This is a genomic window from Kitasatospora saccharophila, assembly GCF_039529925.1.
Lineage (GTDB): Bacteria > Actinomycetota > Actinomycetes > Streptomycetales > Streptomycetaceae > Kitasatospora > Kitasatospora saccharophila.
In genome coordinates this window covers 132,350-156,645 of record NZ_BAAANS010000012.1, presented here as the reverse complement: position 1 = coordinate 156,645, position 24,296 = coordinate 132,350, and the positions used below count along the sequence as shown (strand labels likewise).

The following is a 24,296-nucleotide window of genomic DNA, read 5'->3' as shown; positions in this document are numbered from 1 at the left end:
CGCCTCACCTGCCCGGTCACCCGCCGGTCCGGTCACGACCCTAGCGCCCGCGCCAGCAGGTCGAGCGCACCCGGTAGGTCGCGGGGGGCGAGGGTGCCGGGCGGGCGGGCGGCGCGGTGCCAGCCGGGGCCCGCGGCCAGCAGGGCCGGGCGGACCCGGGCGCCGCGCGGGCCCCAGGCGGTGGCGGCGACGGCCCGGACGGGGGCCGGGTCGGCGGTGGCGCGGGTCTGCGACCAGAGCAGGACGGCGGCGGGGCCGGTGCGCCGGACGGCGGCGGTGAGCGCCTCGGCGGGCAGCGCGGCCCCGAAGGCCCGGAACGGCAGGCCGCGTTCGGCGAGCGCGGCGGCCACCGCCTCCAGCGGCAGGGTGTGCTGCTCGCCGGGCATCGCGGCCAGCAGCACGGACGGCCCGCCCGCGTCCGCCGGGGGTTCGGCGATCCGGCGCAGCGCGCTGGAGACGTGCCAGGACAGCAGGTGCTCGACCTCGACGTAGCGTTCGCCGCCCCCGGCGGCCCACCGGCGGCCGGCGGCGCGCAACGCGGGGGTCATCACGTCCGTCCAGGCCGCGACGGCGCCCAGCCGTTCCACGCTGGTGTGCAGCAGCCGGGCGACCTGGGGGGCGTCCAGCCGCCGGGCCGCCCGGGCCAGGCCGCGCACCTCGGGCCGCACCTGGGCGTCCGGGGCCCGGGCGGTGACCGGTTCGACGGGCCGGCCGGCGAGGGCGGGGGCGAGCCGGGCGGCCTCGGCGGGCGGCGTGCCGCGCGCGGTCAGCCGGCACATCGCCTCCAGCACCGCGACGTCCCGTTCCGTCCAGCGCCGGTGCCGGCCCTCCGCCCGTTCGGCCGGACCGATCCCGTACCGGCGCTCCCAGGACCGGACGGTGGTCGGGGACACGCCGAGCCGCCGGGCCACCTCCCCCGTACCGGCCGTCGTCGCGGGCAGTTCTTCTGGCACCCCGTCAGCCTAGTGCCGCGCCTCGCGCCCCGCGGCCGCCTCGCGCCACGCGTCCACCGTCGCGCGGCAGGCGTCCGCGTAGGCCCGGAGCAGGGGGCGGTGGGCGTCCTCGCGGCGCCAGGCGAGGGCGTAGCGGCTGGGGCCGACGCCGGTGACGGGGCGGGTGGTGACGCCGTCGTGGGTGATCAGGGGGGCGTTGCCGGCGGCGACCAGGCAGACGCCGAGGCCGGCGATCAGGGCTTCGTAGGTCTCCTCGACGCCGGCGACCTCGGCGCCGATCCGGGGCGGCCGGCCGGCCCGGGCGTCCAGGGCGAGCCAGTGGTCGCGCAGCGGGCCCGCGTCGGGGGGCAGGGCGAGGAAGGGTTCGTCGAGCAGGTCGGCGAAGTCGAGCGCGGGGCGGGCGGCGAGCGGGTGGGCGGCGGGGAGGGCGAGCAGGCGGGGTTCCTCGGCGACCACCGTCCAGTCGTAGCGGTGCGGGTCGGGCAGGGGCAGCCAGACGTAGGCGAGGTCGGTGCCGCCGTCGGCCAGGCCGGCCGTCGGGTCGTCCCAACTGACTTGGCGCAGGCGGGTGGTGGCCTGCGGGTGGGTGGCGCCGAGGCGGGAGCGGACGGCGGGCAGCAGGCCGCCGCGGGCGGGGCTGGTGCTCATCCCGACGGTCAGGGTGCTGCGCTGCTCGGCCTTGGCGGCGGCCAGCGCGTCCGCGCCGCGGGCCCAGCCGTCCAGGACCTCGCGGGCGTGCGGCAGCAGGGCGTGTCCGGCGGCGGTCAGGGCGACCCGGTGCTGGTCGCGGCGGAACAGTTCGGTGCCGAGCCGCCGTTCGAGGGCGCGGACCTGTTTGCTGAGCGCGGGCTGCGAGACGTGCAGCCGTTCGGCGGCGCGGGTGAAGTGCAACTCCTCGGCCACGGCGAGGAAGTAGCGCAGGTCTCGGGTGTGGACGTCCAGGGCCATGCCGATTGGTTATCACCACGGGTCTTGGACCGGCAACGGGGTTCGGCGGCAGGCTTGCGGTCGTCGGAAGTCGATTGGGTGGAACGGGAGTTGCCGTGAACAAGGTGTGGCTGGTGACCGGTGCGGGCAGCGGTTTCGGACGGGCGGTGGCGCGGGCCGCGGTGGCCGCCGGGGACGTGGTGGTCGGGGCGGTGCGGCGGCCGGATTCGCTGGCCGACCTGGTGGCCGCGCACCCCGACCAGGTGGAGGCGCTGGCCCTGGACGTCACGGACACCGCCGCGGTCGGGGCCGCGGTGCGGGGCGTGCTGGCCCGGCACGGGCGGATCGACGTGCTGGTGAACAACGCGGGCCGCACCCACGTCGGCGCGGTCGAGGAGACCACCGACGAGGAGCTGCGCGCCCTGTTCGACGTGCACGTGTTCGGGCCGGCGGCGCTGGTGCGGGCGGTGCTGCCGCACATGCGGGAGCGGCGTTCGGGCGCGGTGGTGCAGATGAGCAGCGTGGGCGGGCAGCTGTCCTTCGCGGGCTTCGGGGCGTACAGCGCGACGAAGTTCGCCCTGGAGGGGATGTCCGAGGCGCTCGCGGACGAGGTGCGCGAGTACGGCGTCAAGGTGCTGATCGTGGAGCCGGGCGCGTTCCGGACCTCGCTGTTCGAGGCCGACCGGGCCGGGGTGAGCGCCGACGGCGGGCAGTACGCCGCGGTGGCCGCGACCCGGGCCATGGTCGCCGGCGGCCACGGCGCGCAGCCCGGCGACCCGGACAAGGCGGCGGCGGCGATCCTGGCCGCGCTGGCGGCGGAGCGGACCCCGCTGCGGCTGGCGCTGGGCGGGGACGCGGTGGACGGCGTGCTCGCGCACCTGGACCAGGTCCGGGAGGACGTCCTCGGCTGGGAGAAGCGCTCCCGGGACACCGCTTTCGACGCCTGAGCCGGGCGGGTCGTGTCGTCGGCGCCCAGATCTCTCAATGATTGAGATATTCTCCGGGCCATGCCGACGCACGTCCCGACCCCCGTCCCGACGCCCGCGCCCCCGTCCCCCGCGCGGCGCCTGCGCTTCCTGCTCCCGCTCGTCCTGCTGCTGGTCTGGCTGGCACTGGGCGGCGCGCTCGGACCCTTCGCCGGAAAACTGGGCGAGGTGTCGACCAACGACGGCGCGGCGTTCCTGCCGCGCAGCGCCGAGTCGACCCGGGTCGCCCAGCTGGAGAAGGACTTCCGCACCGAGTCGACCCTGCCGGTCGTCCTGGTCTGGGAGTCCCGCTCCGGGCAGGTGGACGAGGCGCTGCGGGCCGACGCCGGGAAGGCGCTGGCCGCGGCCGCGCAGGTGCCGGGGACGGTCGGGGCGGCCTCGCCGCTGCTGCCGTCCGAGGACGGGAAGGCCCTGGAGGCGGTGGTGCAGCTGCGCGCCGACCTCGGGCCGGACACCAAGGAGGCGGTCGCGGCGATCCGCGGGTACGCCGAGCAGGTGCCGGGCGCGGTGGCCGGGGTGGCCGGTCCGGCGGCGGTGCTGGCCGACCTGTCGGGGGCGTTCGCGGGCATCGACGGCCTGCTGCTCGGGGTGGCCCTCGGCGTGGTGCTGCTGATCCTGCTGCTGGTCTACCGGGCGGTGCTGCTGCCGCTGCTGGTGATCCTCGGCGCGGTGTTCGCGCTCGGCGCGGCCTGCGCGATCGTCTACGCCCTCGCCCGGCACGGCGTGGTCCGGGTGGACGGGCAGGTGCAGGGGCTGCTGTCGATCCTGGTGATCGGCGCGGCCACCGACTACGGGCTGCTGTACTCGGCCCGCTTCCGCGAGGAACTCGCCACCGGGCAGGACAGGTTCGCCGCCGCCCGCACCGCGCTGCGCCGCTCGGTGGAACCGATCGCCGCTTCCGGCCTGACCGTCGGCCTGGGCCTGCTCGTCCTGCTGCTCTCCGACCTGACCAACAACCGGGCGCTCGGCCCGGTCGGCGCGATCGGCATCGCCTGCGCCGTGCTGTCCGCGCTGACCTTCCTGCCCGCCGCGCTCGCCCTGTCCGGCCGGGCCGCGTTCTGGCCCGCCCGGCCCGCCACCGACGGCACCGGGGGCGGGCACCGGGTCTGGCAGCGGATCGCCGACCTGGTCGGCCGCCGCCCGCGCCTGCTGTGGATCGGCTCGACCGCCGTCCTGGCCGCCCTCGCGGCCTGCTCCCCGCTGCTGGACGCCCGGGGCGTGCCGCAGTCCGAACTGTTCACCACCGCCCAGCCCTCGGTCGCCGCGCAGCGCCTGCTCTCCGCGCACTTCCCGGGCGGCTCCGGCAACCCGGCGGTGATCGTCGCCCGCGCCGACCGCGCCGAGGCGGTGACGGCCGCCGCCGCGCCGGTGGCCGGAGTGGCCGCCGTCCGCCCGTACACCGGCGGCGCCCCCACCGACCCGCCGGTCACCGTCGACGGCCTGGTCCGGCTCGACGCGACGCTCGCCGACCCCGCCGACAGCGACGCCGCGCTCGCCACCGTCGCCCGGCTGCGCACCGCCGTGCACGCCGTGGACGGGGCCGACGCGCTGGTCGGCGGCTACTCGGCGCAGCAGGCCGACACCCGGAGCACCGCCCGGCACGACCGGACGCTGATCATGCCGGTGGTGCTGCTCTGCATCCTGGTGGTGCTGGTGCTGCTGCTGCGCTCGGTGCTGGCGCCGCTGCTGCTGGCGGCCACCGTCGCGCTCTCCTACCTGGCCACGCTGGGCGTCTCGGCGCTGGTCTTCCCGCACGTGTTCGGGTTCTCGGCGACCGACCCGTCGGTGCCGCTGTACGGGTTCGTGTTCCTGGTCGCCCTCGGCGTGGACTACAACATCTTCCTGATGACCCGGGTCCGCGAGGAGACCGCCGCCCTCGGCACCCGGGCCGGCGTGCTGCGCGGCCTGACCGCGACCGGCGGCGTGATCACCTCGGCGGGCGTGGTGCTGGCCGCGACCTTCGCCGCCCTGGGCGTCATCCCGCTCGCCTTCCTCGCCCAGATCGCCTTCATCGTGGCCTTCGGCGTCCTGCTCGACACCCTGCTGGTCCGCTCGCTGCTCGTGCCCGCCCTGGTCCACGACCTCGGCGGCCGCACCTGGTGGCCGGCCCGCCGACCGGACTGACGCCCCGCGGCGGGCGCCCGTCACCCCGGCTCCACCGGCGACCGCGCCCGCCCCCTCACTCACCCCAACTCCACCCGCAACCGCCGCAGGCCGTCCCGCACCCGGCTCTTCACCGTCCCCAACGGGGCGCCCAGCAGCGCGGCGATCCGGGTCCGCGTGCAGCCGCCCCCTCCCTCGTTCACCCCCACCTCCACCCGCCCCGCGCCCGCCCCCTCACTCACCCCAACTCCACCCGCAACCGCCGCAGGCCGTCCCGCACCCGGCTCTTCACCGTCCCCAACGGGGCGCCCAGCAGCGCGGCGATCCGGGTCTGCGTGCAGCCGCCCCAGTAGGCGAGGGCGAGGGCCTCGCGCTGGGCGGGGGCGAGGGCGGCGAGGGCGGTGCGGACGGCGTGGTCCTCGATGCGGCGCTCGGCCTCGGCGGCGACGCTGTCGTACGCGGGGCGGTAGTCGCGCAGGGCGGCCGCGCGTTCGCGCTCGGCCCCGGCCCGGGCGGCGCGGACCCGGTCGACGGCGCGGTGGTGGGCGGCGGTCAGCGCCCAGGCGTGCACGCTGCCGCGTTCGGGGCGGTAGCGGTCGGCGGTGCGCCACAGTTCCAGGAAGACCTCCTGGACGACCTCCTCGCTCTGCGCCCGGTCGCGCAGCACCCGGCGCACCACCGCCCCGACCGGGCCGAGCAGTTGCCGGTAGAACGCCTCGAAGGCGTCCCGCTCGCCCCGGGCCACCCGGGCCACCAGTTCGTCGCCGCACGCTTCCACCGTCACCCTGCCACGGTCGTCCCGGCACCGGGACGGACGCCACTCGCAGCGTTCGTGCAGCGCTTCAGGCGGTGACCGCGGCGGCCCCGACCGCCAGGACGGCCAGGGCGGCCAGGCCGCCGTACACCGCGAGATGGTAGTGGCGGCCGCGGCCGGTGAAGCGCAGCCAGCTGCGGCCGTGCTCGGCCCCGGCCGGGCCGGCCAGCGCACCGAAGACGGTGCAGCAGACCAGCAGCAGCACCAGGTAGGCCGCCCCCGCCCAGGCGGTCAGCTCGTTGTCGGGGCCGCTCTCCATGCGGTCCCCGACCGCGAACATCGCCACCAGGCCCAGCAGGCCCACGAGCAGGGTGACCAGGGTGGCGGGCCGCCGGTGGCCCCGGCGCTCCCGCCAGAGCGGCACCACGAAGCTCATGGCGGGCCACACCAGCGGCCCGACCAGGTACCCGGGGAACGCCCCGTCGCCGATCAGCGCCGACAGCGCCCAGGCCGCCAGCCCGACGCCCGCGCCGATGGCCACCCCGGCCGCCCCGGCCCGGAAGCCGTCCCGCACCCCGGCCAGATCCGTCTCGTTCACGCCCGGAACCTACCGTTCCCGCTCCCCGCGGCCGCCACCGCCCCCGCGCGTCACGGCGGGCCGACGGCGCTCAGGCGGTGGTGGTGTACCAGTGCTCGCGGACGGCGTCGGTGGGGCGGGGCTCGCCGAGGTCGGGGCCGCCCCAGTGGGCGAGGGCCTCGACGACGGGGCGGAGTTCGGCGCCGCGGGGGGTGAGTTCGTAGACGGTGGCGTTGGCGGGGCGCTCCAGGCGGCGGCGTTCGACCAGTCCCTCGCCCTCCAGTTGCTTGAGGCGGGTGGCGAGGATGTCGGTGGAGACGCCGGGCAGGTCGGCGTGCAGGTCGGTGTAGCGGCGCGGTCCGCCGAGGAGTTCACGGACGATCAGGAGGCTCCAGCGCTCCCCCACCGCGTCCAGGGCGCGGGCGACGGCGCAGTACTGGTCGTAGCTTCGGCGTGGCATGCCGTCAGCATAGCCAATAGGTTGGACTTTCCAAGTCACTACTTGGTAGAACGAAGCAAGCCGGCCGCAGGGGCTCGGTGACGGGTCGGGAGGCCGCTGATGGAGTTTCGCCAGTCCAGCAAGCTGAAGGACGTGTGCTACGAGATCCGTGGCCCGGTCGTCGACACCGCCAACGCGCTGGAGGAGGCCGGGCACAGCGTGCTGCGGCTGAACACCGGCAACCCGGCCCCGTTCGGCTTCGAGGCGCCCGAGGAGATCGTCCAGGACATCATCCGCAACCTGTCCAACGCCCACGGCTACTCCGACTCGCGCGGCATCCTCCCCGCCCGGCGCGCCGTCGTGCAGTACTACCAGCAGCGCGGCGTGCAGGGCGTCACGGTGGACGACGTGTACCTGGGCAACGGCGTGTCCGAGCTGATCCAGATGGCCGTGCAGGCGCTGATCGACGACGGCGACGAGGTGCTCGTCCCGATGCCGGACTACCCGCTGTGGACGGCCGTGGTGCGGTTCGCGGGCGGCAAGGCGGTGCACTACCTGTGCGACGAGGAGTCCGACTGGTACCCGAGCCTGGAGGACATCGCCGCCAAGATCACCCACCGCACCAAGGCGATCGTGGTGATCAACCCGAACAACCCGACCGGCGCGGTCTACTCGAAGGAGCTGCTGGAGGGCATCCTCGACCTGGCCCGCCGCCACCACCTGCTGGTCTTCGCCGACGAGATCTACGACAAGATCCTCTACGACGGCACCGAGCACCACTGCCTGGCCGCGCTCTCCGAGGACGTGGTCACCCTGACCTTCAACGGCCTGTCCAAGGCGTACCGGGTGGCCGGCTTCCGCAGCGGCTGGCTCGCGGTCTCCGGCCCCAAGGAGCACGCCAGGGACTACCTGGAGGGCCTCACCATGCTGGCCTCGATGCGGCTGTGCCCCAACGTGCCCGCCCAGTACGCGGTGCAGGCCGCGCTCGGCGGCCGGCAGTCGATCAACGACCTGGTGCTGCCCAACGGCCGGCTCACCGAGCAGCGCGACGTCACCTGGCGGGCGCTGAACGAGATCCCCGGCGTCTCCTGCGTCAAACCGCGCGGCGCGCTGTACGCCTTCGCCAAGCTCGACCCGGCCGTGCACCGGATCGTCGACGACGAGCGCTTCGTGCTGGACCTGCTGCTCCGCGAGAAGATCCACATCGTCCAGGGCACCGGCTTCAACTGGCCCCGCCCCGACCACTTCCGCTTCGTCACGCTGCCGCGCGCCGACGAACTGGAGACCGCGATCAACCGGATCGGCCGCTTCCTGGCCACCTACCGGCAGTGACGGCGGCGGCCGGGCAGCGGGGCGGCCGACTCAGTACCCGCCCGAGAACGGCCGGAACTCGGTCGGCGACGGGGACGGCCGGGGCGCGCGGGTCGGCTGCCCCGGCTCGGTCGGGAGCGGGGGCGCGTTCCAGCCGTCCAGGTCGGCCATCAGTTTCTCGGCCAGCGCGGGCAGCCGCTCGCTGTCCGCGGAACCGCCGTCGACCCGCTGCAGCGACACGTCGAGGGAGCCGCCGCTGCCGTCCGCGTTCCGGGCCACCACGAGGTGGTAGGCCGTGCCGGGGTCGCGGGTGGGCGCGGGGGCCGGGATCGGGTCCGAACCCGAGCCGCCGGTACCGAGGTTGAGGGTCACCCAGTGCAGCGGCTCCGCGTAGGCGACCGCGGGCCGCCCGGCCACCGGGGCCACCTCGCGGGCGCTCACCCGGGTGCTGTCCAGCAGCAGGTCGTACGGGATGGTGCGGCGGTCGGAGATCGCCACCTCCAGCTGGCCGACCTGCGCCTGCGCCGCCCCGAGGTCCCACGTCGAGTAGGTGCCGACCCCGGCGGACACGATCCGCTCGCCCGGGGCGCCGACCAGTTCCGCCAGGTCGGGGCGGTTCAGCGCGGCGCACATCGCCGGGTAGCCGGCCGGCTGGCCCTCCTTGATCGGGCCGCACAGGACGGGCTCGCCACCCTCGGCCCGCTGCCCGTCCGACGCGTGCAGCGCCCGCCAGAACAGCCCGCCCGTCAGGACGAGCATCCCCACCACCACGCGTACGGCGAACGCCCGACCGACCCCCGCCAGGTACTTCTGCATGATCCTCCTCGAACTGAAACCAGGGGAATGTAGCAGTTCCGTTCGGATCCGCACCGACCTTTTCCACCAGGGAAGTTGGCGGGCCGGGCACCCCCTCGCCCACAATGCGCGGTATGCGCACCTCCGGCGTCCGCGCCTTCGCCCACCACCACCTCGCCGGCCGACTGCCCCGGGTGGCGAGCCGACGGCCGGTGCTGGAGGAGACCGAGGAACTGGCGGACGCGGTCGCCGCCCGCACCACCGACCCGGTCACCCGGGCCGCCGTCTACGTCAGCGCGCTGCTCTCCTGCGGCTGGACCCGCGAGCAGCTGGCCGCCCTCGGGTTCGGCCGGCGGCTGCTGGACGCCGGCGGCGCCGCCTGGAGCCACCTCAGCCGGCTGGACCGCTTCCCGCCCCGGGCCGCCGCCCGGGCCCTGCTGATCACGGAGTGCCACCGGGAGCTCTTCGACCGGGGCCCGAACGACCTCGTCTGGGGCGAGGACCTGGCCCGGGCGGACAGCAGGCGGCCGGGCTTCGGCGACGCCGCCACCGTGCGGCGGCTGATCGCCGACCTGGGGACCGACGCCGAGCGCACGCTCTGGTACGCCGTCACGGCCCTCACCCCCCTGCGCCGCCCCGAGGCGGTCGAACCGCTGCTCGCCGCCCGGACCCGGGTGCTCGCCGCCGGGGCGCCGCTCTCCTACGCCGCCGAGGCCCTCGGGTCCGCCGCCACCGACGCGATGACCCCCGCCCACCTGCCGCTCGCCCTGCGGCTGTTCGCCGGGACCGAGCCCGCGGAGCAGCCGGCGGAACAGCCCGCGCAGGAACCCGGGCAGGAGGACGAGGACGACGAGGACGAGGACGAGCGGGCCAACCTGCGGTACTGCCTCGCCGAGTTCCTCCGCACCCTCGACGACCCGGCCGCCCGCGCGGCCGCCGCCCGGTACGACGCCGAGGAGGAGGAGCGGGAGTACCGGGCGGTGCTCGACCGCCTCGGGGCCGACCCGGCGCCCGCGGGGCGGGCGGAGCTGGTCCGGCTGCTGATCGACCGGGTCGCCGAGAACCCCTACCAGGGCGACCTGATCAAGGCGCTCGGGAAGTACGGCGACGCCTCCGCGCTGCCCGTGCTGACCGCCACGCTCGGCCACGAGCACGGGGCGATGCAGGCGTACGCCGACCGGGCGATCGAGCGGATCGGCGGGCCGGCCGCCCGCCGCGAGGCCGTCCTGGCGGTGCTGCGCGACCCGGCCGCCGCGCACCGCCGGGCCGCGTACGCCGCCGGACGGCTCGGGCTGACCGAGGCCGTGCCCGGGCTGATCGGCGTCCTGCGCGACGGGTCCGGGGAGGGCCGGGCCGCCGCCGTCGCCGCGCTGGCCCGGCTGCGCGCCGTCGAGGCGGTGCCCGACATCGCCGCACTGCCGTGGACCACCGGGCAGCGGATCCGCAGCAGGTACGACGCCCGGCTGCTGGCGCTGCGGCAGCTCGGCCCGGGGCCCGACCCGGCCCGGGTGGAGGACCTGGCGCTCGACATGGTGCGCTGGAGCGTCCTGGACGTCCGGGGCTCCGGCGGCACCTTCCTGCGCGACCTGGCCGTCGACGTGCTGGCGCTGTGCGACTCGCCGCGCGCCACCGAGCTGGTCGCGCAGACCCTGCTGCACGGCACCGTCCGGGCCGCGCTGGTGCGGCCGCTGGCCGAGCGCGGCGACCCGGCGCTGGTCGAGGTGATGATCCACGTGATCCGCACCGCGACCGACCCGCGGATCCGGCGGCTCGCCACCGAGGGGATCCGGCGCGCCGCCCACCACCCGGACGCGGACCCCGAGCGGCTCGGGGAGCAGCTGCGCTGGCTGCGGGACGACACCACCGCGGCCTGGCTCGAACCCCGGGTGCCCGAGCGGCCCGGCCGGATGGAGCGGCTGCGCCGGATCGCCGCGGCGGAGGAGCCCCGGGCCCGCGCACAGGCCGTCAAGTCGCTGGCGCTGCTGGGCACTCCGGAGGCGCTGGAGCTGGTCGCCGGGCTGCGGGCGGACCCGAGCCGGCACGTCCGGGCCTGCGTCGAAGGGGTGCTGCGCGGCGTTCCGATTGCCGATCGGTAACGAAACCGTCACCCCAACTCCACCGGTCGCACACACTCGGAAGGATGGCGGATCGTCCACAGCCGTTCCCCCGAGATGAGCCGTCTTGTCCCTCTCCCTCCGCCTGCGCCGGGCCTCCGCCGCCGGTGCGCTGCTCGCCGCCGCCCTGTTCGCCACCGCCTGCGAACCGACCGACCAGACGGCACCGCCCTCCCCGGCCGCCACCCACAGCAGCAGCGCCCCCGCGGCGAGCCCGAGCCCGTCCCCGACCCCCACGCCCAGCCCGACGCCGTCCCCGTCCCCGACCCCCACGCCGACGCCCACGCCCACGCCCACGCCGACCGTCGCGGCGACCACCGAGGCGCCCAGGCCCGCCGCCACCACCCCCAAGGCGGCGTCCACCCCCACCACGGCCCGCACCACCAGCAAGCCGGCCGCCCAGCCGACGCCGACGCCGACCCACGCCCAGCAGGCCGCGGGCTGCCACCCGCTGTCCAACGCGGGCAACTGCTACCAGGCGGGCCAGTTCTGCCGCGCCTCCGACCACGGCGTCTCGGGCACCGACGCCTCCGGCCGGGTCATCGTCTGCGTGGACAAGAACGGCTGGCGCTGGGTCGCGTCCTGAGGCCCGCTACCGGCGCGGCCCGTACATGATCACGCCGACGCCGACCAGGCAGACCAGCACCCCCAGCACGTCCCACCGAGTGGGCCGGAAGCCGTCCAGCAGCACGCCCCACAGCAGCGAACCGGCCACGAACACCCCGCCGTACGCGGCCAGCACCCGGCCGAAGTCGGCATCCGGCTGGAGGGCCGCGGTGAAGCCGTACAGGCCCAGGGCCAGCACCCCGAGCCCGGCCAGCCACCACGGACGGGACTCGCGGACGGACTGCCAGACCAGCCAGCAGCCGCCGATCTCCAGGACGGCGGCCAGCGCGAACAGCAGGATCGAACGGGCGGTGCTCACCGCTTCACCCTAGACGGCGCCCGCCCCGGACCCGACGGCACCGGGTCCGGGGCGGGCGCCGACCCGGCGTCAGCGGCCGTGCCCGCCGCGGCCCGCGCGGCGGACGATCGAGTAGTGGTCGATCCGGGTGCCGTCCTCGGCCAGCGCGGTCACCTTCATGGTGGTGTTCGCGCCGCGGTGCGCCGGGGTGACGTCCACCTTGATGAAGGAGTAGCCGGTGTAGCGGACCCGCGACCAGTGCACCGTCTCGGGGACCTTCGCCGCACCCTTGTCGAAGTGGTACGTGACCACCTCGTCCTGGTGGTTCTCGTGGCCCTCGTAGGTGTCGGGGGCGTCGAAGTAGTACAGGCTGCGGCCGGCCGCGCCCGCGGTCACGTAGACCACCCCGTCCTTCTCCGGGTCCACCGTCTCGCCGCTCGGCACGGCCCTGGAGACCTTGTTGCCGAGGATCGCGTCGGTGCGCTCGTACACGTGGTTGTGGCCGTTGACCACCAGGTCCACCCGGTACTTCTCGAACAGCGGCACCCACGCCTCCCGGACCCCGCCCTCGGAGGCGTGCTGGTGGGTGGTGGAGAAGGCGCAGTGGTGGAAGAAGACCACCACGAAGTCGACCGTCTCGTCCGCCCGCAGCTCGCGCAGCCTCCGCTCCAGCCACTGGGTCTGCTGCCCGTTGGTGAAGCCGAAGTTGACCGGGATCTCGTACGAGACGTCGTTGGCGTCCAGCGAGATCACGCCGACGTTGCCGTAGGTGAAGGAGTAGACGCCGGGGGCCTTGCGCGGGTCCGGGCCGTCGGTCGGCAGGGTGAAGCGGGCGTCGTCGCCGCCGTACCCGTTGTGCGAGTACCAGGCCTCCATGTCGTGGTTGCCGTAGGAGACCATCCACGGGATGCCCGCCGACACCGGCTCGGTCTGCGCCAGGAAGGCGTCCCAGGTCAGCGCGTTGAACGCGGACCTGTCGGCGTCCAGGCCCTGGCCCATCGGGTCGGCGTAGCAGATGTCGCCCGCGTGCAGGTGGAACACCGGGTTCTGCGCCAGGATCACGTTGTCGTTGCCGGCCGCGTGCGCGGAGACGCCCTGGTCGCCGAAGGCGGTGAAGGTGAAGGGCTCGAACGGGCGGTTGTGCCGGCCGTTGCGGGACGGCGCGGTGGTGAAGGTCCGCAGGGTGGAGATCGACTGCTGCGAGGCCGGGTCGAAGCCCTCGTGGCCGACGCCGTAGTAGTAGGTGGTGCCCGGCTGCAGGTGGTCCAGCGCCACGTGCAGGTAGTACTGGTCGACCGGGACGGCGCCGTCGACCAGCGCCGGGGTGTGCAGCGCGCGCACCTCGGCCTCGATCTTCCCGCTCAGCTCCCAGGGGTGGCGGCCGAAGCGCAGGAACGGCTTCTTCACCGCCGCCGGCACCTGCCAGGACACCCGCATCTGGGTCCCGGCGTCGGCGCCGAACTGCAGGTGGCGGCCGGTCGGCGCGACCAGCGAGCCGTTCACGCCGGCGGTGGCGGCACCGGGCTTGACCGGCTGGTCGGCGAACGCCGTGCCGGAGCCCAGCGCCCCGCCGACGGCCAGTGCGCCGACCGTGACCGCGCCGGAGCGCAGCAGGGTGCGGCGGGACAACTTGCTGCGCAGGTACTCGTGCTGCTCCGCCATGCTCATGCGGGCGGCGAGCTCGGCGGGCACGCCCATGTTCGGGATATCCATGCGCGGGAGACTGTCAGCGGCCGGTGGCGGGCGCCCTGATGGTCGGTGAACGAGCGTCATCGGGCCGGTCTGGTCCAGCACATGATCCGACCATGCGCTGGCAAAGCCCCGGCCCCGACCCCGGCTACAGCCGCTCCCCCGGCACCGCCAGGTACGCCGCGCGCAGCCGCGCCACCCCCGCGGTGTCGAACGCACGCCCGTCCACCGCCGCCACCGGACGCACCCCGACCGCCGCGTTGGTCGCGAACACCGCCTCCACGCCCGCCAGTTCCGTCCCCACCCGCTCCTCGACGCCCCCGCACGCCCCGCGCAGCAGCGCCATCGCCGTCCCCGCCAGGTACGCGCCGCGCGGCCACAGCGGCTCGCCCCCGCGCAGGAACCCGACGTTCCACGTCCCGCCCTCGGTCACCCCGCCGTCCCGGTCCACGAACAGCGCGTCGTCGAACCCGGCCTGCTGGGCCAGCCGGCGCTGGCGCAGCGCCCCGAACAGCGCCACGCTCTTCACCTCCGGCAGCTCCCGCTCGAAGCGCACCGTCCGCACCCGGATCGGCCCCGGCTCCCCGCCGCCCACCGGACGGGCCGTCACCAGCACCCGCGGCTCGGCCCGCCCGCCGATGCTGCCCAGGTCGATCGCCGGGTCGAACACCGTCACCCGCACCGCGACCGCCCCCGCCGCGGGCACCGCCCGCCGGGCGAACCCGCGCACCCGCTCCCGGTCCGGCACCACCCCGAACAGCGCCGCGCAGTCCCGCTCCAGCCGCTCCAGGTGCAGGTCGAGCCCGCGCACCCGGCCGTCCTCCACCAGCATCGTGGTGAAGTGCCCGTAGTTCGTCAGCGCCAACACCTGCAACTGCCCCGCCGTCACCGGCCGCCCGTCCAGCTCCGCCACCGCGCCTCCTCCGCTCGTGCGCCCATTCTCGGCGATCCGCGCGGGCCGCCCCCACGGCCCCCCGAAACCCCGGTGCGCCCCGGGCCGGGCCGGGCTAGGTTCCCGGACATGACGAACATCGAGAGCCAGCGCCGCCCCGTCCCCCTCACCGACGACGGCGAACTCGCCGTCGCGCTCGCCTTCCTGGCCTTCGCCCGGGAGTGCGTGCTGAAGAAGACCGAGGGGCTGACGGAGGAGCAGCTGCGCCGGGTCCTGGTGCCGACCGGGACGAACCTGCTGGGGCTGGTGCGGCACCTGACGGACGCCGAGCGGTACTGGTTCGGGTACCACGTCGCGGGCCTGGAGCAGTACCGGGACGTCGACTTCGGCATGGCCGTGCCGGAGGGGGTGCCGGTGGAGCGGGTGCTGGCCGACTACCGGGAGGCGTGCGCGGCGAGCGACGCGCTCCTCCGCGGCGCCGACCCCTCGCGCCCGACCGCGGTCCCGGTGCGCGGGGAGCTCCGCTCGCTGCGCTGGATCCTGGCCCACGTGACCGGCGAGACCACCCGCCACGCGGGCCACGCCGACATCCTGCGCGAGCAGATCGACGGCACCACCGGCCGCTGAGCCGCGCCGCCGCGGGTCGGGCGGTGGCGGCGGCTACGCGGTGGCGGCGGCTACGCGGTGGCGGCGGCCGCCGCGCGGCCGGCGGCGCGGCCGGAGAAGAGGCAGCCGCCGAGGAAGGTGCCCTCCAGGGAGCGGTAGCCGTGGATGCCGCCGCCGCCGAAGCCCGCGGCCTCGCCGGCCGCGTAGAGGCCGTCCAGGGGGGTGCCGTCGGCGCGCAGGACGCGGGAGTCGAGGTCGGTCTGCAGGCCGCCGAGGGACTTGCGGGTGAGGATGTTGAGCCGGACGGCGATCAGCGGGCCGACCTTGGGGTCGAGCAGCCGGTGCGGGCTCGCGGTGCGGATCAGCTTGTCGCCGAGGTAGCGGCGGGCGCCGTGGACGGCGGTGACCTGGAGGTCCTTGCTGAACGGGTTGGCGATCTCGCGGTCGCGGGCCTCGATCTCGCGACGCAGTTCGGCGCCGTCGATGGCGGGGGCGTCGCCCTGCCGCTCGTTCATGCCGCGGACGAGTTCCTCCAGGGTGTCGGCGACCACGAAGTCCGGTCCGTGCTGCTTGAACGCCTCGACCGGGCCGGTGGCGCCGGGCAGGGCGCGGCCGAGCACCTGGCGGATCGAGCGGCCGGTCAGGTCGGGGTTCTGCTCGGAGCCGGAGAGCGCGAACTCCTTCTCGATGATCTTCTGGGTGAGCACGAACCAGGTGTGCTGGTGGCCGGTGCGCATGATGTGTTCGAGGGTGCCGAGGGTGTCGAAGCCGGGGAACAGCGGGACGGGCAGCCGCTTGCCGGTGGCGTCGAGCCAGAGCGAGGACGGGCCGGGCAGGATCCGGATGCCGTGCTTGGCCCAGATCGGGTTCCAGTTCTCGATGCCCTCGGTGTAGTGCCACATCCGGTCGCCGTTGATCAGGTTGCCGCCGGCCGCGCCCGCGACGTCCAGCATCAGGCCGTCGACGTGCGCGGGGACGCCGGAGAGCAGCTTGGCGGGCGGGGTGCCGAGCCGCTCGGGCCAGGCCGCGCGGACCTTCTCGTGGTTGCCGCCGATGCCGCCGGAGGCCACGACCACGGCCTGGGCGCGCAGTTCGAAGTGGCCGGCGACCTCGCGGGAGCTGGCCTCGCCGCGCTGCACGGCGGACGGGGCGAGCAGCTCGCCGCTGACGGTGTCCAGGCTGCCCGCGCTCGCGGCGAGGCCGGTGACCCGGTGCCGGAAGCGCAGTTCGACCCGGCCGGCCTTGACGGCCTCGCGGACCCGGCGGGCGAAGGGTTCGACGATGCCGGGGCCGGTGCCCCAGGTGATGTGGAAGCGCGGCACCGAGTTGCCGGGCCCGGAGGCCAGCAGTCCGCCGCGCTCGGCCCAGCCGACCACCGGGAACAGCCGGACGCCCTGCCCGTGCAGCCAGGCGCGCTTCTCGCCGGCCGCGAAGTCGACGTACGCCTCGGCCCAGCGGCGCGGCCAGGCGTCCTCCGCGCGGTCGAACCCGGCGGTGCCGAGCCAGTCCTGCCAGGCCAGCTCCCGGGAGTCCTTGATCCGCATCCGGCGCTGCTCGGGCGAGTCGACCAGGAACAGGCCGCCGAAGGACCAGTGGGCCTGTCCGCCGAGCGAGCCGGCCGGCTCCTGGTCGAGCAGCAGCACCTTCCGTCCGGCGTCGGCGAGTTCGGCGGTGGCGACCAGGCCGGCGAGGCCCGCTCCGATCACGATGACGTCGGCGTCGTAGACCATGCGGGGAGCGTCCTTCCAGACCTGGCGCGGGGGGTGCCCCGAATCCTCCGGCCTGCGGGCCTCCCGGTCAACCCGCCGGTAACTTCGGAACCTCCGCGGAACGGCGGCAGCCCCCGCCGGGCCGGGCGGGGGCTGCCTGGCGCGGGGGCCGTCAGGGCTTGATCCGGACCACCTGCGGGTCGTGGTCGGACGCCTGGGCGGCGAACTCGCTGTTGATGTGCACCACGTCGTAGTCGGTCTTGTTCGGCTTCAGCGCGGGGCTGACCAGGATGTGGTCGAGCACCTGCGAGTTGCCCTGGTAGACGTACGAGTAGCGCTCGCTCTCGGGCAGTTCGTTCACCAGGTCGCGCAGCACGCCGTCCTTGGTGAGGGTCTGCAGCGCGGGCGAGAACTGGTAGTCGTTGAAGTCGCCGAGCGAGACGATCCGGGCCTTCGGGTCGGCCGCCAGCAGCTTGGCCACGAACGCCTGCTCGACGGTGGCCTGCTTGACCCGCTGCACCTCGGAGGAGCGGGCGGGGGCCTGGAAGCGGCTGTCGATGCCCTGGTCGCCGCCCTTGCTGTTGAAGTGGTTGGCGATCACGAAGACCGGCTTGCCCTTGAACTCGAACTGGCCGACCAGCGGCTTGCGGCTGGCGGTCCACGCCTCGTTGCCGGGGTCGATCCGGCCGGGCGAGGCGGTGAGGCGGGCCTTGTTGTTCTTGCCGGTGACGTCGACGGCGGTGGTGGAGGTGCCGCCGGGGACGTCGGTGAAGGAGACCCGCTCGGGGTTGAACAGGAACACCTGGCGGATGTTGCCGCCGGGCTCGCCGCCGTCCTGGCCGTCGACCGGGTCGATGCCGCGCCAGTCGTAGGCGGGGCCGCCGGCCGCCTTGATCGCCTCGATGAAGGTGCTGACCGTGGTGGCGGCGCCCACCGTGCCGTCGTTGACGGCGCCGTTGTCGTCCTGGATCTCCTCCAGGGCGACGATGTCGGGCGAGCCCAGGTTGGTGACGACGCCCTCGGCGAGCTGGGCGAACTTCTCCGGGCCGTCACCCGGGTCGAGGTTCTCGACGTTGTAGGTGCCGATGCTCAGTTCGTTCTTCTTGCCCTGCTCGGCGACCTCGGGCTTGAGCCCGTTGTCCTTGACCGCGCCCAGCGTGTTGGCGGCGATGGTGTAGCCGCCGAACTGGTTGTAGTCGAGCGGGCCGGCGGTGGCGCCGGTCAGCTCGTCGCCGACGTTGGCGACCGGGAACGGCACCTCGGTCAGCGGCGGCAGCGACTGGACCATGATCCGGCCGTTGTTGGGCCGGTCGTAGCCGAGGTAGACCACGCCGCCGCGGGCGGTGCGCGGGTCGGTGGCGACCGCGTCCACCCACAGCTCGTTGTACTTGTCGGTGGCCTGCACCACCGGCACGTCGGCGACCTGGACGTTCATGCCCTCCAGCGACTCGTAGAAGTCGAGGGCGTACTTCGCCGGGTCCAGCGGCAGCGCGTCGATCGAGCCGCCGGCGGCGTCCGGGGCGTACGCCGCCGGGACGTTCGCGGCGCTCAGCACGACCGGCGCGGGCACCGGGTTGCCCGCGGACAGCACGGTGGTCTTCGGGCCGGTCAGCTCGGTGACCGACTGCGAGCCGCCCGAGCTGTTCGGGTAGTACTCGCTGACCTTGCCGGTGACCAGCACCGAGTCGCCGACCTTCACCGTCGGGTTGGCCGAGCCGGTGTAGACGAACACGCCCTCGCTGGTGGCCGGGTCCGCGTCCGGGTTCGGGTCCTGGATCCAGAAGCCCTTGGTGCCGTACGCCCGCACGCCGGTGACCACGCCCGGGACGTTGGTGACGCTCTGGCCGTTCTTCGGCGAGACGCGGGTGGTGCCCTGGACGTCGTGGATCCGCAGGTCGCCGGGGACCGGCGGGGTGGTGGTGCCGCCGTCGCCGCCGCCCGGAGTGCCGCCGCCGGTGCTCTGGCCCTTGGAGTTGGTCGGCGTCGGGTCGCCGGCCGCGAGGTCCCTGGCGTTGTCGTCGCTGTCGGCGAGCGCGGCGCCGCGCGCCACCGAGGCCGTGTTGGACGCCCCGGTCACCGGGCTGCCCTCGCGGACCACGGCGGTGCCGAAGCCCACCAGGTCGACGATCCGCGGGTCGGCCGCGCAGTCCGCGGCGGTCTTGCAGGTCAGCGCGGCGGTGCCGTTGACCAGCGCGACGGTGCCGGTGGTCGCCGACAGCGCCAGGCTGCCGCTCGCGTCGGCGGCCGGCAGCTCGGCGGTGCCGCCCGCGCCCGCGCCCTCGGCGACCAGGTAGCGCCCGCCGGCGGCTATCGACCCGCTCAGCGGGGTCACCCCCCACTGGCTGGAGGCGCTCGGGCTGCCCGGCAGGTACTGCACGCTGTAGCCGGACAGGCCGAAGGCCGCCCCGGACGGGTTGCCCAGCTCGACGAAGTCGTTCTTCAGCGTCGCGCCGGAGTTGCCGCCGCCGCCGTACACCTCGGCGATCACCGCACCGGTGGACGGCGTGGCGAACGCCCCCGGCAGCGGGACGGCCAACAGGGACGCGGCGACCGCGGCCGTCGAGGCGACGCGCAGCAGGGTGCGGCGGGAGCGGCGGGCGGGAGTGGGGCTGGGCACCGTTGCGGGGCTCCTTCGTGGCAAGGCCGTGGCCCGGGGCCGCGCGGGCTCCCCGGGTGGTGGTGAGGGTTCGTCAGAAGGCCGTTCGCCGGGACCGGTTCGGACGCTCGGACGGACCCCGGCGGACTACTCGCGTAGATCCACGTCCAGAAGATACGCGCGTAGAAGTTGACGCGACAAGGGTGCCGACGTGAACAGTTCCCCACGGGCGGCCCCCGGCACACGGAGAGGGGCGCCCCGTCCGGGACGCCCCTCCTGACTCCTGCTCAGCCGCTACGCCCGCTCACACCCGTTCCCGCCCGCTCACGCCTGTTCGCCGCGCAGGCCCGCGCCCCACTTCTGCTCGACCCGGCCGAACTTCCAGAACGCCAGCGCCCCGGCCCAGGTCACCACGAACAGGCCGACGATCACGTAGCCCACCATGTTCAGGTCCAGCGAGCCGATCCAACCGATCGGGCCGCCGGTGACGTCCAGCTTCTCCGAGGCCAGCTGGAGCAGCTCGATCACGCCGATCACCAGCGCCACGATCACCGACAGGCCGGTCACCGTCAGGTTGTAGTAGATCTTCCGGACCGGCTTGGAGAACGCCCACTCGTAGGCGAAGTTCATGAACGAGCCGTCGATGGTGTCCAGCAGGCTCATCCCCGCCGCGAACAGCACCGGCAGCACCAGCAGCGCGTACCAGGGCAGCGAGAACGCGGCCGCGCCGCCCGCCAGCACCAGCAGCGAGACCTCCGTCGCGGTGTCGAAGCCCAGCCCGAACAGCAGCCCCACCGGGTACATGTGCCACGGCTTGGTCACCGCCCGGGTCACCCGCCCCAGGATCCGGTTCATGAACCCGCGCCTGTCCAGCTGCCGTTCCAGCTCGGCCTCGTCGAAGTCGCCCCGGCGCATCCGCCGGAACACCTTGAGGATCCCGTTGAACGCCCCCAGGTTGATCAGGCCGATCAGCACCAGGAACGTCCCCGAGACGCTGACCCCGATCAGCCCCGTCACGTCGTGCAGCGTCGAGTCGTCCGACTCCACCTGCCCCGCCAGCGACCTGATCCCGAACGCCAGCAGCGCGCACAGCCCGAACACGATCGACGAGTGCCCCAGCGAGAACCAGAACCCCACCGAGAGCGGACGCTTGCCCTGCCCCATCAGCTTGCGGGTGGTGTTGTCGATCGCCGCGATGTGGTCCGCGTCGAAGGCGTGCCGCATCCCCAGCGTGTACGCCGTCAGCCCCATCCCGGCCCCGAACACCTGCCCGCCCACGTCGTAGTGCTTCGGCGCGATCACCGCCAGCAGGGTCACCCACCCCACCACGTGCAGGAGCAGGACGAACCCGCCCATCCCGGCGAGCCGGATCCACTCCTCCCGAGTGAGCCGGTCGCGCAGACGACTGGGCGCTGCCATGGAAGTTCCCTCCGAGATGCCGACGGTGCCGCGGGGCGGTGAGCTGGGCCATCCTTCCGCTTATACGGACGCAATTGCAAGTCATGTGCAACTACGAGCCAGGGGCGCACAACGGCTCCCGCGCCCCCTCGCCCACCCGCCCACCCGTGCGCCACCCGCCGACGAACCCGAACGACGAAGCCCACACCCGCCGACGGAACACGGGCGAGCACAGCGAAGCCCCAGCGCCCCCAATGGACGACCCACGGGCAAGTGCAGCGAAAGCCCCAGCGCCTCAACGGGCGTCTTACGGGCGAGCGCAGCGAAGCCCACCCCGCCCAGCAGCGCGTACGGGCGAGCGCAGCGAAGCCCCACCGCCCACACCCGCAGGCGGCACACGGGCGAGCGCAGCGAAGCCCGCACCCGCCGACGGAACGTGGATGAGCACAGCGAAGCCCCACCGCTCCAGCGGACGGCGCACGGGCGAGCGCAGCGAAGCCCCACCGCCCATACCCGCAGGCGGCGCACGGGTGGGCGGGTGGGACGGAGCCCGCCGCAGGCGGACCCCACCGACCCCCACAGCCACGCGCAGCGAACCCCCACCGCCCACCCGCACGGGGCGCGCACGGGTGGGCGGGCGGGCGGACACCCAGGGAAAGCGCCGCTCAGCCCCCCAGCGGATCCGCCCGGCGCGCCACGTCCAGCAGCGCCCGCAGGGCACTCTCGGCGAGGCCCGGTCGGGGCCGCCAGCGGGCGACGATGGCGACCGGGCGGAGCTGCTCGGTGAGGTGCAGTTCGACGAGTTCGCCGTCCTCCAGCTCCCGGGCCACGGCCAGTGCGGGGAGCAGGGAGAGGCCCTGGCCGTGTCCGGTGAGGCGGAGCAGGGCGGACAGCGAGCCCTGGACCATGGTGAGTTGGGCTCCGGAGAGCAGGTCGCGTCCGAAGCGGTCGACGAGCATCTCGGAGGTGCAGCCGCGTTCGGCCACCAGGAAGTCGTGGCGGAGCACCTGTTCGGGCGTGACCCGTTCCCGTCGGGCCAGCGGGTGGCCGGGTCCGGCGACGAGGACGGTGCGGTCGTGTCCGACGACGGTGTGCGGGCCGAGTGCGCGGGCGCCGTTGTCGTACTGGAGGACCAGGTCCAGTTCGCCGGCCCCGAAGGCCCGTTCCAGTACGGCCCGGTTGGCGACCGTCAGCTCGACGTCCGCTCCGGCGTCCCGGCCGGACGGGCCCCCTGCCGTCCCGTACTCCAGCGCGGCCAGCACGTCGGGCATCCAGGCGTGCGCCAGTGACTCCTGGGCGCCGATCCGCAGCCGGGGGCGGTCGCCGAGGGCGGCCCGCCGCATCTGCTCCTCCAGTTCGAGGGCGGCCCGGGCGTGCGGGAGGAGCCGGGTGCCGGCTTCGGTGAGCACGGCGCCGGTGCCGGCCCGGACGAGTACGCTCACGCCCAGGTCGGCTTCCAGCCGCTTGAGTTGGGCGCTGACGCTGGACTGGGCGTAGCCGAGGGCCTGGGCGGCGGCGGAGATGCCGCCGTGGTCGACGACCGCGACGAGGGCGCGCAGGTAACGGGAGTCCACTGCGGCAGCCTAACCGCGGCCCATCGGACTCTCCGATGGGGGCATCGGATTCCCGGCGTCGCGGACCGCCCGCCCGCCGGGACAGGCTGCCCCCATGACCACGACCCTCCCCTCCCTCCGCCCGCCCGCCACCGGCACCGACACCGACACCGCCCCCACCCCCCGCACCCGCGCCAAGCTGACCTTCGCGGGCATCGCCGCCGGGAACCTGCTCGTCCTGCTCGACACCTCGGTCCTGAACATCGCCGTCCCGGACGTGCAGGCGTCGCTGCACCCGGGCGCGGCGGCGCTGCCCTGGGCGGTGGACGCCTACACGGTGGTCTTCGCGGGTCTGCTGCTGGCGGGTGGCGCGGTCGCCGACCGGTGGGGCGCCCGGCGGGTCTACGCCTGGTCGCTCGGCCTGTTCGCGGTCCTGTCGGTACTGTGCGCGCTGGCGCCGGGCATCGGCTGGCTGATCGCCGGACGGGCGCTGCTGGGCGCGGCGGGCGCGGGGCTGGTGCCCGCCTCGCTGGCGCTGCTGATCCACCTGAACCCGGATCCGGGCCGCCGCACCCGGGCGATCGGGGCCTGGACGGCGCTCAGCGGCCTGGGTGCGGCGGCCGGGCCGGTGCTCGGCGGGGCGCTGGTCGAACTGGGCGGCTGGCGGCTGGTGTTCCTGGTCAACCCGCCGATCGCGCTGGCCGCGCTGCTGCTGGCCCGTCGGCTGCCCCGGCCGCCGGTGCGGGCCGCCCGGGCGCTGGACCGTCCCGGCCTGGTGCTGTCCACGGCCGCGCTCGGCCTGCTGACCTTCGGCCTGGTCGAGGCCGGGTCGGCGGGGTGGGGGTCGCCGTTCGCCCTGGTGCCGGCCGCGGCGGCGCTGGTCTGCTTCGCCGCATTGGCGCTGGTGGAGCGCCGGGTGGCCGCGCCGGTGCTGCCGCCCGCGCTGCTGGCGCTGCCGCGGGTGCGGGCGGCGATGGTCGCGGCGGCGGTGTCCTGCTTCGCGTACTTCGGCGGCATGTACCTGTTCGCGGTGCGGCTCCAGCACGGCTACGGCCTGAGTCCGTTGCAGGCCGGGCTGGCCTCGCTGCCGATCGCCTTCCCGGTGTGCGTGATGCCGTTCTTCACCGGTCGCCTGGTGGCCCGGTACGGGTCGCGGCCGGTCCTGCTGGCGGGCATGTCGGCGAGCGTCCTGGCCGGGCTGCTGCTCGTCGCCTGCGGCGGCCCGCACCCCCCGCTGCCGCTCCTGGTCGCCGCCGAGCTGGCCCTCGCCGCGACCGGCACGCTCTCCATCCCGGGGGCCGCCGCCGCGATGGCGGTCGCCGCCCCGCCCGCGTACGCCGCGACCGGCCAGGGCGCCCTCAACGGCGTCCGCCAGGCCGGCTCGGCCCTGGGCGTGGCCGTCCTCGGCACCCTCGGCGCCCTCCCCACCGCCGGCTACGTCCTCGCCGCCGTCGGCCTCCCCGCCGCCGCCCTGGTCGCCCGCACCACCCGCCGCCCCGGACCCCCGCCCCCGCCCCCGCCCCCGCAGGCGAACCCCACGAGCCACGCGCAGCAAAGCCCCCCGCCAGCCCGCCAGCCCGCCAGCCCGCCGCAGGCGAACCCCCACGAGCCCGCGCAGCGAAGCCCCGCACCAGCCCACCGCCAGCCCGCGCCTCCGGCCTCCCTCCCCACCCCCGGAGCCCGCCGCAGGCGAACCCCACGAGCCCGCGCAGCGAAGCCCCGCACCAGCCCACCGCCAGCCCGCGCAGCGAAGCCCCGCACCACCCCCCGCCTCCGGTCTCCCTCCCCGCCCCCGAAGCCCGCCGCAGGCGAACCCCACGAGCCCGCGCAGCGAAGCCCCGGCGCACCCGCGCGGGAGGCGCACGGGTGGGCGGGCGGGGCGGGGCAGGACGCCCCCGGAGGGACTGATCGGAAAGCTTCCTGACGGTTCGTGGTCCAAAATCCTTGACCCGGACGAATGGTCCAGTCCAATCTAGGTGACGCGCTCACC

The 24,296-nt window shown here is 75.2% G+C and carries 20 protein-coding genes and 1 pseudogene; 7 read left to right on the top strand and 14 right to left on the bottom strand.

Annotation, left to right across the window (positions count from 1 at the left end):
* Window positions 1-32: 32 nt before the first annotated feature.
* Complete coding sequence (locus ABD345_RS11755) at window positions 33-953, bottom strand: MerR family transcriptional regulator (protein ID WP_344551930.1); 921 nt, start codon at window positions 951-953, stop codon at window positions 33-35.
* Window positions 954-962: 9 nt separating this feature from the next.
* Window positions 963-1,901, bottom strand: a complete 939-nt coding sequence (locus ABD345_RS11750; RefSeq protein WP_344551929.1) for a LysR family transcriptional regulator — start codon at window positions 1,899-1,901, stop codon at window positions 963-965.
* A gap of 95 nt (window positions 1,902-1,996) precedes the next feature.
* Between ABD345_RS11750 and ABD345_RS11745 the strand changes: the two genes are divergently transcribed.
* Window positions 1,997-2,827 (top strand): SDR family NAD(P)-dependent oxidoreductase, encoded by an 831-nt coding sequence (locus ABD345_RS11745; protein ID WP_344551928.1) that lies wholly within the window; start codon window positions 1,997-1,999, stop codon window positions 2,825-2,827.
* Between the two features lie 60 nt (window positions 2,828-2,887).
* On the top strand, window positions 2,888-4,990 hold the full coding sequence (locus tag ABD345_RS11740; RefSeq protein WP_344551927.1) for an MMPL family transporter: 2,103 nt from the start codon (window positions 2,888-2,890) through the stop codon (window positions 4,988-4,990).
* Between the two features lie 59 nt (window positions 4,991-5,049).
* Here ABD345_RS11740 and ABD345_RS11735 read toward each other — a convergent pair whose 3' ends face one another.
* The 4 genes and pseudogenes from ABD345_RS11735 to ABD345_RS11720 all read right to left on the bottom strand — a co-directional run.
* Window positions 5,050-5,172 carry a sigma factor-like helix-turn-helix DNA-binding protein gene (locus ABD345_RS11735; protein WP_344551926.1) on the bottom strand — a complete coding sequence of 41 codons (123 nt, stop codon included), beginning with the start codon at window positions 5,170-5,172 and terminating at the stop codon, window positions 5,050-5,052.
* Between the two features lie 35 nt (window positions 5,173-5,207).
* Window positions 5,208-5,753: a sigma-70 family RNA polymerase sigma factor gene (locus ABD345_RS11730; protein WP_344551925.1), complete on the bottom strand. Its 546-nt coding sequence runs from the start codon at window positions 5,751-5,753 to the stop codon at window positions 5,208-5,210.
* 58 nt (window positions 5,754-5,811) lie between these two features.
* Window positions 5,812-6,321, bottom strand: coding sequence for a hypothetical protein (locus tag ABD345_RS11725; protein ID WP_344551924.1), 510 nt, complete (start codon window positions 6,319-6,321; stop codon window positions 5,812-5,814).
* An 85-nt stretch (window positions 6,322-6,406) separates the two neighbouring features.
* Window positions 6,407-6,760 (bottom strand): annotated as a pseudogene (locus tag ABD345_RS11720) (winged helix-turn-helix transcriptional regulator); the annotation flags it as partial.
* Window positions 6,761-6,859: 99 nt separating this feature from the next.
* Between ABD345_RS11720 and ABD345_RS11715 the strand changes: the two are divergent.
* Complete coding sequence (locus tag ABD345_RS11715) at window positions 6,860-8,071, top strand: pyridoxal phosphate-dependent aminotransferase (protein ID WP_344551923.1); 1,212 nt, start codon at window positions 6,860-6,862, stop codon at window positions 8,069-8,071.
* Between the two features lie 30 nt (window positions 8,072-8,101).
* Here the strand turns inward: ABD345_RS11715 and ABD345_RS11710 are convergent, their stop codons facing one another.
* Window positions 8,102-8,866: a DUF6215 domain-containing protein gene (locus tag ABD345_RS11710; RefSeq protein WP_344551922.1), complete on the bottom strand. Its 765-nt coding sequence runs from the start codon at window positions 8,864-8,866 to the stop codon at window positions 8,102-8,104.
* 113 nt (window positions 8,867-8,979) lie between these two features.
* On the opposite strand from ABD345_RS11710, the gene ABD345_RS11705 reads away from it, so the two are divergent.
* Entirely contained in the window at window positions 8,980-10,941 is a 1,962-nt protein-coding gene (locus tag ABD345_RS11705) for a hypothetical protein (protein WP_344551921.1), read from the top strand.
* Window positions 10,942-11,026: 85 nt separating this feature from the next.
* Window positions 11,027-11,545 (top strand): hypothetical protein, encoded by a 519-nt coding sequence (locus ABD345_RS11700; protein WP_344551920.1) that lies wholly within the window; start codon window positions 11,027-11,029, stop codon window positions 11,543-11,545.
* A 6-nt stretch (window positions 11,546-11,551) separates the two neighbouring features.
* Here the strand turns inward: ABD345_RS11700 and ABD345_RS11695 are convergent, their stop codons facing one another.
* The 3 genes from ABD345_RS11695 to ABD345_RS11685 form a co-directional block, all read right to left on the bottom strand.
* Window positions 11,552-11,884, bottom strand: coding sequence for a YnfA family protein (locus tag ABD345_RS11695; RefSeq protein WP_344551919.1), 333 nt, complete (start codon window positions 11,882-11,884; stop codon window positions 11,552-11,554).
* A 69-nt stretch (window positions 11,885-11,953) separates the two neighbouring features.
* Window positions 11,954-13,576, bottom strand: coding sequence for a purple acid phosphatase family protein (locus ABD345_RS11690; protein ID WP_344551918.1), 1,623 nt, complete (start codon window positions 13,574-13,576; stop codon window positions 11,954-11,956).
* Window positions 13,577-13,700: 124 nt separating this feature from the next.
* A complete protein-coding gene (locus ABD345_RS11685) occupies window positions 13,701-14,465 on the bottom strand; it encodes an aminotransferase class IV (RefSeq protein ID WP_344551917.1) in 765 nt (254 codons plus the stop codon).
* 108 nt (window positions 14,466-14,573) lie between these two features.
* Here ABD345_RS11685 and ABD345_RS11680 point away from each other — a divergent pair, with 108 nt between their 5' ends.
* Complete coding sequence (locus tag ABD345_RS11680; protein ID WP_344551916.1) at window positions 14,574-15,071, top strand: DinB family protein; 498 nt, start codon at window positions 14,574-14,576, stop codon at window positions 15,069-15,071.
* Between the two features lie 50 nt (window positions 15,072-15,121).
* Here ABD345_RS11680 and ABD345_RS11675 read toward each other — a convergent pair whose 3' ends face one another.
* From ABD345_RS11675 to ABD345_RS11660, 4 genes are all read right to left on the bottom strand, one after another.
* The gene (locus ABD345_RS11675) at window positions 15,122-16,780 is read right to left on the bottom strand and encodes an FAD-binding dehydrogenase (protein WP_344551915.1); all 1,659 of its coding nucleotides are present in this window, start codon (window positions 16,778-16,780) and stop codon (window positions 15,122-15,124) included.
* Window positions 16,781-16,931: 151 nt separating this feature from the next.
* Window positions 16,932-19,376 carry an endonuclease/exonuclease/phosphatase family protein gene (locus ABD345_RS11670; RefSeq protein ID WP_344551914.1) on the bottom strand — a complete coding sequence of 815 codons (2,445 nt, stop codon included), beginning with the start codon at window positions 19,374-19,376 and terminating at the stop codon, window positions 16,932-16,934.
* Between the two features lie 303 nt (window positions 19,377-19,679).
* Window positions 19,680-20,774 carry a Nickel transporter NicT gene (gene nicT, locus ABD345_RS11665; RefSeq protein ID WP_344551913.1) on the bottom strand — a complete coding sequence of 365 codons (1,095 nt, stop codon included), beginning with the start codon at window positions 20,772-20,774 and terminating at the stop codon, window positions 19,680-19,682.
* 644 nt (window positions 20,775-21,418) lie between these two features.
* Complete coding sequence (locus tag ABD345_RS11660; RefSeq protein WP_344551912.1) at window positions 21,419-22,327, bottom strand: LysR family transcriptional regulator; 909 nt, start codon at window positions 22,325-22,327, stop codon at window positions 21,419-21,421.
* Between the two features lie 94 nt (window positions 22,328-22,421).
* On the opposite strand from ABD345_RS11660, the gene ABD345_RS11655 reads away from it, so the two are divergent.
* Window positions 22,422-24,230, top strand: a complete 1,809-nt coding sequence (locus ABD345_RS11655) for an MFS transporter (RefSeq protein WP_344551911.1) — start codon at window positions 22,422-22,424, stop codon at window positions 24,228-24,230.
* The last annotated feature ends 66 nt before the right edge of the window (window positions 24,231-24,296 follow it).